The organism is Flavobacterium sp. IMCC34518 (genome assembly GCF_027111095.2).
Classification (GTDB): domain Bacteria; phylum Bacteroidota; class Bacteroidia; order Flavobacteriales; family Flavobacteriaceae; genus Flavobacterium; species Flavobacterium praedii.
This window is the reverse complement of sequence record NZ_CP114284.2, coordinates 4,085,742-4,100,000: the sequence shown is the minus strand read 5'-3', so window position 1 is coordinate 4,100,000 and position 14,259 is coordinate 4,085,742. Positions and strand designations below refer to the sequence as shown.

Annotated in this window: 13 protein-coding genes; 5 read left to right on the top strand and 8 right to left on the bottom strand. The window is 31.7% G+C overall.

Features of this window, described 5'->3' with window-relative positions:
• Positions 1-705: 705 nt before the first annotated feature.
• The 5 genes from OZP06_RS17595 to OZP06_RS17575 all read right to left on the bottom strand — a co-directional run bounded on the left by OZP06_RS17595 (position 706) and on the right by OZP06_RS17575 (position 7,106).
• Positions 706-882, bottom strand: a complete 177-nt coding sequence (locus OZP06_RS17595; protein ID WP_269223017.1) for a histone H1 — start codon at positions 880-882, stop codon at positions 706-708.
• A 508-nt stretch (positions 883-1,390) separates the two neighbouring features.
• Positions 1,391-2,257, bottom strand: a complete 867-nt coding sequence (locus OZP06_RS17590) for a type II CAAX endopeptidase family protein (protein WP_269223016.1) — start codon at positions 2,255-2,257, stop codon at positions 1,391-1,393.
• A gap of 133 nt (positions 2,258-2,390) precedes the next feature.
• On the bottom strand, positions 2,391-3,215 hold the full coding sequence (locus OZP06_RS17585; RefSeq protein ID WP_269223015.1) for a DUF4249 domain-containing protein: 825 nt from the start codon (positions 3,213-3,215) through the stop codon (positions 2,391-2,393).
• A gap of 12 nt (positions 3,216-3,227) precedes the next feature.
• The gene (locus tag OZP06_RS17580) at positions 3,228-5,639 is read right to left on the bottom strand and encodes a TonB-dependent receptor (RefSeq protein ID WP_281324042.1); all 2,412 of its coding nucleotides are present in this window, start codon (positions 5,637-5,639) and stop codon (positions 3,228-3,230) included.
• 39 nt (positions 5,640-5,678) lie between these two features.
• A complete protein-coding gene (locus tag OZP06_RS17575) occupies positions 5,679-7,106 on the bottom strand; it encodes a C1 family peptidase (RefSeq protein ID WP_281324041.1) in 1,428 nt (475 codons plus the stop codon).
• Positions 7,107-7,286: 180 nt separating this feature from the next.
• Here OZP06_RS17575 and OZP06_RS17570 point away from each other — a divergent pair, with 180 nt between their 5' ends.
• From OZP06_RS17570 to OZP06_RS17550, 5 genes are all read left to right on the top strand, one after another.
• The gene (locus tag OZP06_RS17570; protein ID WP_269223013.1) at positions 7,287-7,793 is read left to right on the top strand and encodes an SRPBCC family protein; all 507 of its coding nucleotides are present in this window, start codon (positions 7,287-7,289) and stop codon (positions 7,791-7,793) included.
• Positions 7,790-8,248 carry a MarR family transcriptional regulator gene (locus tag OZP06_RS17565; protein WP_269223012.1) on the top strand — a complete coding sequence of 153 codons (459 nt, stop codon included), beginning with the start codon at positions 7,790-7,792 and terminating at the stop codon, positions 8,246-8,248. The genes OZP06_RS17570 and OZP06_RS17565 overlap by 4 nt, the downstream gene beginning before the upstream one ends.
• Before the next feature lie 19 nt (positions 8,249-8,267).
• Complete coding sequence (locus tag OZP06_RS17560) at positions 8,268-9,374, top strand: serine hydrolase domain-containing protein (protein WP_269223011.1); 1,107 nt, start codon at positions 8,268-8,270, stop codon at positions 9,372-9,374.
• Positions 9,375-9,399: 25 nt separating this feature from the next.
• Complete coding sequence (locus OZP06_RS17555; RefSeq protein ID WP_269223010.1) at positions 9,400-9,816, top strand: ester cyclase; 417 nt, start codon at positions 9,400-9,402, stop codon at positions 9,814-9,816.
• A gap of 284 nt (positions 9,817-10,100) precedes the next feature.
• A complete protein-coding gene (locus OZP06_RS17550; RefSeq protein WP_269223009.1) occupies positions 10,101-10,556 on the top strand; it encodes an ester cyclase in 456 nt (151 codons plus the stop codon).
• 240 nt (positions 10,557-10,796) lie between these two features.
• Here the strand turns inward: OZP06_RS17550 and OZP06_RS17545 are convergent, their stop codons facing one another.
• The 3 genes from OZP06_RS17545 to OZP06_RS17535 all read right to left on the bottom strand — a co-directional run bounded on the left by OZP06_RS17545 (position 10,797) and on the right by OZP06_RS17535 (position 14,110).
• Positions 10,797-11,492 (bottom strand): LytTR family DNA-binding domain-containing protein, encoded by a 696-nt coding sequence (locus OZP06_RS17545; RefSeq protein WP_269223008.1) that lies wholly within the window; start codon positions 11,490-11,492, stop codon positions 10,797-10,799.
• Positions 11,485-12,552: a sensor histidine kinase gene (locus OZP06_RS17540; protein WP_269223007.1), complete on the bottom strand. Its 1,068-nt coding sequence runs from the start codon at positions 12,550-12,552 to the stop codon at positions 11,485-11,487. The genes OZP06_RS17545 and OZP06_RS17540 overlap by 8 nt, the downstream gene beginning before the upstream one ends.
• 184 nt (positions 12,553-12,736) lie before the next feature.
• Positions 12,737-14,110, bottom strand: a complete 1,374-nt coding sequence (locus OZP06_RS17535) for an alginate export family protein (RefSeq protein ID WP_269223006.1) — start codon at positions 14,108-14,110, stop codon at positions 12,737-12,739.
• Positions 14,111-14,259: the final 149 nt, after the last annotated feature.

The following is a 14,259-nucleotide window of genomic DNA, read 5'->3' as shown; positions in this document are numbered from 1 at the left end:
AAGCCACCTAAAATAATTTGATGGCTTTTAAAACTATACTTTTTAAAATAACTTTCACGAAATATTTATTTAAAATTTAATAAAAATTCTTCGCTTGAATCTTTAAAAAAATTATATAGAGAACTAATTTTAGAATTATACCATAGTAATGCAAGCGTATCTAAAGTAGAAAAAGATGAATAACTTAATTGGATAACATATAATAAAAAGAGATAGTCAAATGCCGGGGATTTGAGTATTACTGCGAAAATTGATGCAGTTGATTATCAAAAAATAAAATCTGAATATAGGAAAATTAAAAATTTACTAAAGATAATACTCAAATATTTTTTAGATGATATGCAAAGTGCTGAAAAGATGATTTTCAATCACCCAAAAAACACATTTCCAACAAACCTTAACTGTGATGTATTTGGGACTGATTCGGCCGATCAGTTCTTAATTTCAGAAGTCTAAAGCTAATATTTTTTTTAAAAATGTATTTTAGATTATATATTTCAGTATGAAAAGAGTGGTAATTAATTTAATTTATAACCATATTTTTGCGTCATAAATATCATTTTAGAGATTAATTCAAGACTATTAGTCAAGGATAACATATTGAATTTAGATTAGATTTACCTTTTAGAAATATATTTCTTTACCGTCACAAGAGTAATAATAAATAAGCCCTTCAGAATTTCCGAAGGGCTTTACATTGAAATCTTATTTTTTTGATTCTTCAACAGAAACTTTTCTAAATTCTTTTAAAAGTTTTTCCAATTCCAAAGTCGATTTACGGGCTCTTGGTCCAGCTGCTTTGGTTCCTTTTTCAAGTAGTGATTCAGATTCGGTTTTGAATGTTTCGAATTCGGCGTTGATTTTTGCAACTAATTCTTTCATGATAGTACGGTTTAAATTAGGGTGCAAAAATAGAAGTTTACTGATGGGATTGGAATAAATTGCTGTTAAAATTGATATAAATGAACGAAGATTTTATTTTTTATTATGCTAAAACGAACTCATATAATTGTAAGTAGTTGGTGCATTTAGGCTTACTTATTTCTTAGTCCATAAAAAAACATGAAGTTGGTATAGCTATTATGTTAAAAAGCATTCGCAAACCGATGGGTATTGCTAAATACTGCTACTTCTGAAAGCGTTTTTATAATTTTATTTATATATGCAACACGTTGTATTTTAAGTGATTAATAACTTTAGGGATTAAAACCATAATTATAAAACGGGATTTTTTTCATTTTTAATATTTTTTTTAGTTCCTCTAATACCAATAATTCGTTAATGAAATATTTACTTAAAATAGCACTTTTTTAGGATTTCAGTATGTTTGTAATTATTGAGGAAGCCATTTTATCAACCTCAATAATATATACCTTACTATTATTCATGTCTAATTGTTTCCTTCTTTCCAATAAGGATTGACAATTTTCTTTTTACTTAATTGTATTAAAATGAACGCTGCCAGTAAGCAAAAAACAATTGCTTGTACTGTTCCTTCTGGACCAAATTCTCCACCAGTAATTAAATCACTTCCTGAGATTTTAGTAGTTAATAGGCTAGATGTTTTTTCATTACCAGAGGTAATTGCCCCAAAAATTCCGGATTGCATAAAATTCCAAGAAAAATGTATAGCAATCGGGAACCATAGATTTCTTGCATAAATATAAGCAGCTCCCATTAAGAATCCAGCTTCGATACCCACACACAACCCGGATTGTAACGTACTATTTGGGTTTGCTAAATGCAATGCTCCAAAAATTATTGCTGTAATTAGCAAGGAGATGTAACTACCTAATTTTTCTTCCAGTATTCTAAAAATGATACCTCTGATTAAAATTTCTTCAAAAGTGGCAACTGAAAAAGCTACCGTGAACGGAATGATCATATTAGAAATAGGATTAATAGAAACTATTTCAAAACCACCACTAAGGGTAATAACCAATATTGTCAAGCATTGTAATACTATCCCTATTAGAGTTCCAATGATGATATATTTGGCTATTCCTTTTTTTGAAAATTCTGTTATTTCCCTTTTTTCATATTTTTTATAAAAATAACTGTAGGCTCCAATGACTGCTGCAGATGAGATTATACCTTTTATCAGATTTCTATAATTCTTATCTAAAGTGGTTAAATCAAGTAATTTTCCAGTCAATTGCTGTGCAAGAATAAAAGCTATAAAACATACTAAAAGTCCGAATAGGATTCTGGTTATTGGTGCATTTAAAATTCGTTGTTTGGTGGTAATTGCTTTCATAAGTTTATTTTTTTTAGTTAATGTTTGATTACAAATAAATGGTAAAAGTACTTTCAGAAGTAAAGTGACAGATAGGATAAAAATGAAATTGTATAGGACTTATGTGGAATTAAATATGAATTTTCACTACAAATTATTGAATAGTGTAATTCACCACATCGGCTTCGCTTAACCTGAAATAGCCCAGTGGATAGTTGTCAAAATTGGTTTCGTTTTTAATATTTCCTTTCACGGTTGCAGGTGTGGTCTGAAATGGTCCGCCTCCTGAACTTCCTGACACGCTCAATAGTATGGTCATGTAATTGAAATAGGCTTTTGAAATACCGTAGTGTGTAATTTCAACCTTTTCACCTGGTTTTGTATCTTCTTCAAGTACCAAACTATAAAATGTATTCCCCTGAAAAAAGAGATCATCATCTAACGAGTACTCCGGTTTTAGGTTTTTTGTAAATTTATATTTATAGAGATAATAATTATTGGCGTCTGCAGGATCATCAAAAAAAGTTTTGATTTTTAAGAAGTCTGTTCCTAATCCTGTTTGAATTTCTTGCGTTACCGACGTTATTGCCGCAACTGATTTTAAGGTTTCTGCGGCAGTATACTTCTGTCCGTTATGGATCACTGTCAAAGTGTAGGTTTGGTCAATAACTGGAACAAAATTGGAACAAACATACATTCCAGTATTGGGTGTTTCAATAAAATTAAAAATGATATTTGAACTGTTTGTTATAAAAACGGTTGCGCCTGAAACCACTGGTATCACGTTTGTATAAAAATCGGTTGTTGTAGACAGTTTTATGGTTTGGTTATTGCCGAGTGATCCTTTTATCCAATTAATGTTGGCATCAATTACTAATCTTGGTTTGTCCGTATTTAAAGGAATGTCGACCACATCCTGACAGCTGTTAAAAAAGAAGACTGTTAGTATTCCTATTATGAAATAAAATTTATTTTTCATTTTTGTTTATTTTTAAAATTTGAAGTTATAACTGACTGCTGGAACTATACCGAAAATGGAGGTTCTTAACGCTTCATTATTTCCAGTATCAGCATTTTGCTGAAAGCCAATCGAAGCGGCGTTTTTACGATTGTACACATTATAAATACTGAATACCCATTCTGAATTCCAGCTTCGGTTGTCGTTTTTATGAGGTGTTAGAGTTGCCGAAAGGTCCAAATGGTTATAAATTGGCAATCTATTTTCGTTTCTTAAGCCATAGCTGGGTACTAAAATGTCTTGATAGGTGTATTGGCCGTTTGGATAGGTTACGGGTTGTCCCGATTGAAGAATAAAATTGGCTCCAAAACTCCATTTTTTGTTTAAATTATAACTGCTTGTAACGGCGAGGTTGTGTAATTTATCGTAAGCAGAGCTGTACCATTTTCCATTATTGATTCCAATTTCTGAACTGTTTCGTCCTGGAGTTTGCTGCTCTGATTTTGATAAGGTATAGGAAATCCAACCGGTAAATTTCCCTTCGTTTTTGCGAAACATCAATTCTATACCATAAGAGCGCATTTGTCCATTGAGGACTACCTGTTCAATAGCTTCGTTTGCAATCAAATCGGCGCCGTCTATGTAATCCATTCTGTTTTGGATTTTTTTGTAAAAAGCTTCCGCCTCGAAGGAATACATTTCCTCGTTGAAATTCCTGAAATAACCCAAAGCTACTTGGTCTGCAATTTGTGGTTTGATTAAGTTGTCACTAGGCATCCAAATATCAAGTGGTGTCGGTGATGAAGTATTGGAAACCAATTGTAAATACTGAACCATTCTATTGTAACTTGCTTTTAGAGACTGATTTTTATCTATACCATAAGCGACAGAAAACCGAGGCTCTAAGTAATTATAGTGCTGAATTACTTTGTTTTTATCATAAAATTTAGAGCCAATAGGAGTTGCTTTTTCATAAATCTGTAGCTCTTGATTGAAAGTTACAGGTTCATTATTGGCATAAACATTTGTAGTTGATTGACCTAGCCTATAAAACAGGCTGTATCGTAAGCCATAATAAAGGGACACTTTTTTGGAAATTTCCTGTTCGGCTTCAATATATAGTGCAGGTTCAAAAGCATATTTTTTATCCAATTGACTAAAATTTATTCCTGAATTTGGATTTGTCGGATTTATTGTTCCAGGATTGAAATCATAATAAATACTATTTGCACCAAAATTTAATTTGAATTTATCCGAGATATAATTCTTGAAATCATATTTTATATTGTAATTTTTAATTCCGGAATCCCATTTGAAACCAGCTAAATCTAGATCTAAACCAAAATAATAATCGCTATAGATTACGGATAGATTTGAAAATAATTTGTCATTAAATAAGTGATTCCAACGCAAGTTTAAAGTTGAATTGCCATAAGTGTTTGTGAAACTTTTGTCTAAACTAAAGACATCCCGACCAAAATACCCCGATAGAAACAAATTATTGTTTGGGTTTAGCTTGTAAGATAATTTAGTATTCAAATCATAGAAATAGGCAGCATTATTCTTCTGTTCTTGTGATAGTTTTAAAAATAGATGTGCATAAGAGGTACGACCACCAATAAGAAAAGAACCTTTGTCTTTCACTATTGGCCCTTCAGCCAATAACCTACTGGAAATTAATCCAATTCCACCATTCATATGAAAACCGGTACTGCTTCCATCTTTCTGATAAATATCCAAAACTGAAGAAGCTCTTCCGCCATATCGTGCAGGAATTCCACCTTTGTAAAGTTTTAAATCCTTAATTGCATCAGGGTTAAAGACCGAAAAGAATCCAAAAACATGCGAAGAATTAAATATAGTGGCTTCATCCAATAGAATCAAATTTTGATCTGCACCACCGCCTCGAACATTAAAACCTGAAGCACCTTCGCCCGCATTGGTGACTCCCGGCAATAGTAAAATAGACTTCAGGACATCCACTTCACCCAATACTACAGGCATTTTTTTTATTGTAGCAATAGAAAGTTTATTGATACTCATTTCTGCTTTTCTAATATTGGTGGCTTTTTTATCCTTTGTTATGACTACTTCTTGCAATTGCTCTCCAATGCTAGAAAGTTTGAAATTATTTTTAGTATTTTTCTCCAAATTGATGTTTTCGGTTACCGTTTGAAAACTTATGTAACTTACTTGAACTTCATAATTGCCTTGAGGTATCGTGATCGAATAAAAGCCATATTCGTTCGTAGTTGTTCCTGTTTTTAATTCAGGAAAATACACGTTTACACCAATTATGGTTTCGTTGCTTTTGGCATCGGTGATTGTTCCACTTAAAGTGAATTTTTGCCTCGCCAGTTCTTTAGCACTCTTGTCTTGCGAAAACACATTGCTAAAAAAAAGTAGCAGTGTTGTAGTTAGGAAAAGAATTAATTTTGCATTCATTTTTTTATTTTTTAAAGGGTTTTTAAATTGACAAAAGCATTATAGATTTTTGCCTACTTTCTTGCTTATTGCTTTAGAAATGGCATTTTTATTAACTAGTACCGAAATTGTTTTTAAGAGCAAATAATCTTTAGACATATACAAATACCCGCCACAGTCATTATTGTCAGAGGAGTTTTTTAGAATATAATAAGGTTTCCCTTTTTCGTCTTCGGCTCTACCAATAATGTGCATATTATGAACATCTTCGGTGGTGCGATTGTCGAATGCTGCTTGTCGAATGCGTTGCGTAATGATTTTAGGATTGTCCAATACTGCGAAACCATTTTTAAATCCTTCATAAATATCACCATCCCAACAAACAGAATAATTGTGTAATAAAGCGTTGTCAATCACCGATGCGAAATCGTCTATTGGTAGATTCAAATACTGATTGTTGTTCCAGTTTGCTTCAATTTCTAAAGTAAACTTCGAATAAAAAGGATGATGGGTATAAGAAGTAATTTCTACATAATCATCGGGATTAATTCCAATCATTTCATTTGCGAATGACTTTGGAGTATATGTCTTTCCATCATAAATAAAAATATTTGGAACTTTGCCTAAAGTTTGGTTTAGGATTTCAGCAACTTGATTTCGGTAGATTTCAGGAGTTAAATCGCCATGAGAATTCACATAAAATTTCACCTTTTCTAATAAATCTTTATTCATTTCCGAATGATCGTGTCTGATATCAGAATCCAATTTTCCGGAATAAACACTTTCTGGAATGGCACCAAATTCTTTATAAGCTTTCAAAACACTAAAAGTCAAATCGCCTTCGGTAAAAGCACTGGCTCCATTTCGGCGGATATAATTTTCGGCTTTGTTGATGTAAGTTGGTCTGACGAAAAACATTGGCGAAAGCACCACTGGTTTTTTACCCAATCTCATCGCTTCAGTTTCAATGAAAGAAGTGGTAGCGAAACTCCAACAATCACCTGTGGCTTGCTGGTCTTTGATGGGTGTGCTTTCAATTAATTTTATGATTTTAAAGCCTGCAATTTTTGGATTTGAATTTGTTTTTAGTTCAAAAACATACTTGGTTCGGCTTAATTTTAAAGGGGTATTACCGCCCCACATTCCGTCAATGATAGAATCTCCGGGCATTATTTTTCCTTTAAAAATTAAAGGAGCAGATTCTGGCCAACCCAATGATTTTCTGGCATCGGCAAAAACGCTATCGTTGATTATCCATGCTTTATCAAGGGAAACATCTTTTACTCTTTTATCAGGAAAATCCATTTTTCCTTTGATAGAATTGTTTTTCCATTCCAATTTAAAAAGTACTAATTCTGTTGAGGATAAGTCTTTGGTAATGGTTCTCCCCATCCAAGAACCTACTAATGGGTTTTGGGTTTTAGGTTGCGCTTGCATTAAAAATCCAATAAATAATAGGATAATTTGAACTGTATTTTTTGTTTTCATAATTGTTCTTATGTATAATTTTATACAAAAGTCCAAGAATAAAGCAAGGGCTACAATTTTACTATGCGAAGTAGGGTAAGATGTCTGCAAACTAGCGTTTTAAACCTGCAAGCAGGTGCTGAAAAGTAAGCTGTAATTATAAATGAAACCACTTTAACTGATAAAAATCATCATGTAAAAATGGATTTAAAATATTATTTGCATATTATAAGTAAACTTACTATATTTGCACTTATAAATATATTTCATCATTTTAATCCAAAAAATATGTGGACAAAAAGTCATTCAATCTTAACAAATGAAGTTACAAAAGAGCAAATGTGGAAACTCTTTGCAGATGTAAACAATTGGCATACTTGGGACAACGGAGTTGAATTTGCAAAAATAGACGGCAAATTTGAAAAAGGAAACCATTTTATCTTTCAACCCAAAGGCGGTCCAAAACTTAAAATTGGAATTGTTGAAGCTACCGAAAATAAAAGTTTTACAGACTGTACAAATTTTCCATTGGCAAAAATGTATGGCGAACATACTTTTGAAGAAACAACAAACGGACTAAAACTTACTACTACAATGAAAGTTGAAGGTCTTTTGGGTTTTGTGTGGAGAAAAATTGTAGCTCAAAAAATTGTTGAGGCTTTGCCAGTAGATATGCAACAACAAATACAAACTGCTAAAAATTTATGAAATCCAGCGACAATACTTTTAGTGTAGAGAAAGCAGAAGACAGTTCTGGTTTTTTATTATGGCAGGTAACAAACCTTTGGCAAAGAGAAATTAAAAAAGCATTAGAATCTTATGATTTAACACATTCACAGTTTGTTCTAATGGCGAGTATTCATTGGTTGACATTGCATAAACAAGATGTTACACAAATTTTATTGTCATCACACACAAAAATTGACCCCATGACAACTTCTACCGTTTTAAGAACTTTGCAATCGAAAGGTCTCTTACTACGGCAAGAACATTTAACTGATACAAGAGCTAAAACAGTTGCACTAACTAACAATGGGAAGAAAATTGTCAAGCAAGCTATAATAACAGTTGAAACGTTTGACAAGACTTTCTTTGCTGTACTTGGAAATACAACTCAAAAATTTAATGACCAATTAGTAACACTATTAGAACAGAAAAAATAATAACCATCATTTAAATTATATGAAAAAGTACATTATATCAAGCATTATTATTTTTTTAACATCAATTTCTTTTGGGCAATCTAAAGAGAAATCTGAAATTTTTATTGACAGCGTAGCGAACCAACTTATAAAAAACACAGAAATTAAATCGTTATCTATCGGTATTGTAAAAAACAACAAAACCCAAATATATTATTATGGAGATACAGGTAATGGCAGTAAACCAAGTAATTCTAATTATTATGAAATAGCTTCATTAACAAAGACTTTTACAGGTCTACTTTTGGCTCAAGCGGTTAATGACAAAAAACTAACTATCGATGATGATGTAAGAAAATATTTGAAAGGAAACTACAAGAATCTTGAATACAATGGAAAACCAATTACATTCAGATCTATTTTAACCCATAAAAGTGGGTTGCCATATACCTTTCCAAACAAACCAGAAATTTTTATTAATCCCGACTATGACAAGTTACCATTTATAATTGATAGCCTAGAAAGAAATTTTACCAAGGATAAATTTTTTCAGGAATTGGCAAAAGTAAAACTTGACACCTTACCAGGAACTTCGTTTAAATATTCAAACGTTGGAGCAAACCTTACAGCATATATTCTTGAAGATCTTTACAAAATGGATTATGAAAAACTATTAGAAAAATATATTTTCAAATCGGCAAAAATGAAATCAACGAAATTGACATTAGCAGAAAATGAAAATAAGGACTTGGTTCAAGGATACAGTACTAAAAGAATTAAAATGCCTTTTAATGGTCCTAGTATCAGAGCAGCAGGAGCTTTAAAATCAACTTTGCCTGATATGTTAAACTATATTATCTTTCAACTAAACGAAAAAAATGAAGCTGTTAAATTATCACATAGTCCAATTTGGAAAGAACAGAATGGAACTTATATGAAAGGCTATTTTTGGCAAATGGATAGTGAAAACGGTAATGACAAGATTTTCCAGAATGGAGGTTCTTTTGGAACTTCAAGTTGGCTTGAATTTTATCCAAAAGAAAAAATTGGTCTCATAATAATTACAAATGTGAGCGGGCAAGATGTTCACAATAAACTAAGTGCTATAACTACAAAGATTTACAATAAAATAAAAGATAATAATTAAGAGCCTTAAAACATCTAATATGCAAATGAATAACGAGATAATTTTGAGAGAATTTATGAAAAGTGTCTGGAACGAAAAAAACTTTGCTGATATCCAAAAATATTTGTGTCAGGAATATACTATACATTTAGATAATGCTGATCCTTGGGAAGGAAAGACAATAAATCACGCCGAATTTGAAACACGGTTAAATTATACATTTAATTCATTCCCCGACATACACTTTGACATTAAAACAGCTGTATCAGACGGAAATTTAGTAGCTATTACTTGGATTATGACAGGAACAAACACAGGAAATATAGGCGAAATTCCAGCTACAAATAAGACAATAGAAGTTAATGGAGCAACTATATATCACTTTCTAAACGAAAAAATATGTGGTCACACCCAAGTATTCGATAGAACTAAAATTATGATACAATTAGGATTTATTAAATAACTGTAACATTCTAAAAATTTAAAAAGACGAAAGACGTATAGCAATGGTTTACCAAACATTGTTCTTAAATAGGTAGTATTGGATTAAATAATGCAGCAATATAGTTTCTCAATTTTAGAGCATACTTGAACTTCATAACAATTTTGTTATCCGAATTACTACTATTGTATACCCCTGAAAGTTGTACACATAAAAAGCCTAAAAAAATTAAACATTGATAATCAATTTTAAATAATCTTAAAAAAAGACAATAATTAAGAAACAATAACACTAAAAATAGAAAGATGAAAAATATATCTAATAGACCATTGACGCCTATGCCTGAAAAACTTGTTATAGATTTTTTTGACAGAGTTTGGCATACCCCACACGAATTGGACGCAATTGATGAATTAATGACCACCGATTATTGTATTACAACAGCTGGAAAAGTAGTAAAAGGAAGAAACGAGTTTAAAAACTGGGTGGGCGAATTTCAAAAACAACTTCTTGATGCCAAAACCGAAAGTGTAGATATATTCTATAACGAAAAGGAAAATAAAGTAGTTTCGAGATGGGATTGCTCTGGTATGAATAATGGCCTTTTCGGACTTAAACCTGACAACCAGTTTATATCGTTTACTGGAATTGCTATCTGGGCTGTAAAAGACGGTAGACTCTCAGAATGTTGGGTCGAAAGAAGCGCATATGAATTGTATCAAAATTTAATTTCTGGCGAAAAAGAGACCGATTTCGTTTAAACAAAATGGTGTTAAAATCACTTGTAATAGCTATGATCATTAACAGGTTTTCGAATGAATTACTATTATGAGGCAATTAGGTTGTATTCGATAACTGGAATATTTTAATGTAAATCAACTGTAGAAAATTAGCAACGAACCACTAACGAACCTCTAATGTTGATTTTTATAATAGTGGTTTTTGTACTAAATTATACATTTTTACTTCAACTTATTTATACCATATCAAGATGTGAATCCTCATATTCTATTATTTATTATCTTAAAAAACAGCTCTTTATAGGTTTCTGAAATTGGGATTATCTGATTCGAAACTTTAATTCTCATCCGTTCAATAGAATCTATTTTGTTAATTCCAACCATATACGATTTATGGACTCTACAAACCAAATTCGAAGGGATAATTTGTTCCAATTCGCTAAAGTTTTGTAGCGTCATAATCCTTTTATTTGTGGTATGAATTCGTCTGTAATCCCGCATTCCTTCGATAAATAAAATATCGCTTACATTTATTTTCTCTAGCCGATTTTCGGTCTTTACAAAAATAAAATCTAATGGTGCATTCGGAGTATTTTGGTTGCTGCTTTCTTGTGCTTTGTTTACCGCTTTTAAGAATCTATCGAATGTAAAGGGTTTTAATAAATAGTCGGTGACATTGAGTTCGTATCCTTTTATAGCATATTCCTGATAGGCTGTGGTTATGATAACCTGACTTTCTATTTTGGAACTTTCCAGCAATTCAATTCCAGACAATTCATCCATATTGATGTCTAAAAAAAGCAAATCGACTTTATTCGCTTTTAAATAAGCCAACCCATCAAGCGCATTTTCGAACGTGCCACACAAATTCAAAAAAGGAATTTTACTAACAAAACTCTTGGTTCTCTCTAGTGCCAAGGGTTCGTCTTCGATTATAATACAAGAATATTTATCCATTTTTGATTGTTAATTTTACACTATAAAGGTTCGTTTGTTTGTCAATTTCTAATTGATGTTGCTCTGGATAAATCAAATGTAATCGTTTTTGAATAAGACCATTACCTAAACCATTGCTTTCTTGAATCACTTTTCGATTGGAATCGAACTTGTTTTCACATATAAATAGTATGTTATCTTGATTAATAATTAGCTGAACCTTAATCGCATTGTCAATTTTTTTGTTGGTGCTGTGTTTGAAAGCATTTTCAATAAAGGGAATAAAAACCATTGGAGCAATTGTTATGTTGGCTGGATTGCCTATTACTTCAAAGCTAACATAGTTTACATTTGCCGTTCTAATTTTTTGTAATTCGATGTATTTCTCTATGTATTCAATCTCTTTTTTAAGTAAAATTTCATCTGTTTTCGTTTCGTAAAGCATAAATCGCAAAATGTCAGAAAGCTTGTTTAAATAATTGGAAGCTTCGGTTGCGTCTTTTAAAATAAGCACATCAATATTGTTCAGTGTATTAAATAAAAAATGAGGATCCAACTGGGATTTTATCAATGCCATTTCGGTTTCGTGATTTTTTTGTTTCAACTCTTCTTTCAATTTTATTTCGTTAAACCAAATAATAAAACCTTTTATGATTAATGCTGCCAAACCAGCTATTGAAGCGATAAAACTCATAAATAATATTGTTCTAACAGCAGTAGATCTACCATTTGCGCCTCCTTTATCCATGTCCATAAGTTGTCCTGATTCTATTAAATAGCGCATCAGTATATAGGCTAATGTCGAAGCAGCAATTGAAATTAGAATGCCAAAAAATAAGGAGAGAAGAAACTTTTTTTGTTGCAAGTATTTTGTGAATAGTATTACATAACAACCATAAAATGTTAGAAAAGATGGGAGAAATGCAAATAGAAAAAGGGATTTGAATGCATTTAAAACTCGTGCTGTCTGATCTATTGCAGGATTACTGCTTCTGTAAAAGACGGCTAATAGGATTCCTATTAACAATAAATAGCAAAACCAAAAACCAATATGTAACAAAATAACGATTGATTTTTTCATAACTTCAAATTTAGGGATTTAGAAGAACAATATTCGATGATTTTAAAAGCATTAGAAAATATAGTATTCCAACTGGGGATATATGTCTGCAAGATGGAGAAAGGGTTATGCGGATGCTAAATGAAAAACACTCCCAATGGAAGTGCTTCTTTAATTTTAGTTGGTATAAAAGTAAAGTTCATTACTAAAATTTGAATGTTGATTTGAAAGACAAATACGTAACATCTTTACCCTTTCCTGTAGCTTTTGGATAACTTCCTGCGTCAAAATAAGAGGCGTCAAAAGCGAAGGATAGATTCTTTGTTTGTTGATAATTGGTTTCCAAAAGATAGAATTTACCCAGTGTTTTTTTGTCTGAAGCAAAAAGAGCAGTAGGTCTTGGTCTGTTTTCAATCATTCCAGGCGAATAGGTTCCGTCTTGATTGCTATTTCTAGACATAAAGAATACTTGTGCTAGAATGTTTAGTTTTTGGATAGGGTTTATTTTAATGTAAGGTGACAAACTAATGATATTGGTTGCACCAATAGGAATTGCTAGACCATAAGCAGGTTTTGCATATATTAAATTGTAGGTATTTAATTGGTTATCACCATTGTTTTTGTCCCCTGAAGCTACATTAGTTGCAAAACCAATTATTCCTTTTTTATTAGGCAATACATTCATATTTACATCAGCCAAAACACTATAGGCACTTATATTTAAATCATTAAACTTACCTGATTGATAACCGCCTTCGAATTCAAAATTGACTTTCTTATAGTTTGAAAATAGGCGTAAGCCGTAGGTTTGTCTGTTTTCAAATCCGCTTACATAATTATACTTTCTAGCTTTGGATTGAAAATCAACAACAAAATAATCCATTCCCATTTTGTGATTAGAAAAATACTGTGTTCCATAAATTCCATATAATCCGTCATGCATGCTTTCGTCATCAAAAACATATTGTTTGGAAACTACTTTAGAAACTGCAAATAAATCGATTGCACCATTTTTGAATTTATGTTTTACTACAAGTCCGTCAAAAGCCTGTCTTGTGTTTGGTCCTTCTCGAACAGTAATTAGTCGATGATTGCCATAGTACATCTCTTGATAGCCTAGTCTGAAATTCCAATTGGTCAATTTTAATTCTGCAAAAGCTTGATGAAGGCTTAATTGATTTTCGTCGATTTCGGGAACAATCGGGTTGTCATTCAAAAAGCGAAGCGTACTATTAAGTTGCACAAAAAAGCGAAAATGATTGCCTAATTCAATATTGGAATGCACCATTAATCGGTGCCAAAGTTGATTGGTTGAAATATCTTGAAAAGAGGGAGGGACATCTCCAAAGTTAATATTATTATAAACCTGAAATTGTTCGCGCAATTCACCTCCAAAAGAAATGAAATTGTTTTTTCCAATAGGAATATATTTTAGTTGATTGAACCCTTTTTTGACACTGTCTTTTTTTACCAGCGAAAAGTCATCTTCATAGCGCATTAGGCTGATTTTATTTTGAGCCTGTATTGATGAAACTGTCATTGAGACCAAAAAGGTTATTGTAAAAATTAAATTTTTCATGAGTATTGTAATACGTTGGTACTAGTACCAACAATTATTTGATTAAATTTTGATTGTATCTCCAGTTACTGAAGCTCGATTGAAACTCATCCATAAACCGAAGGCCATTACCATTGCAAAATAATGACCCACGGATGCTTTCGCTTTCG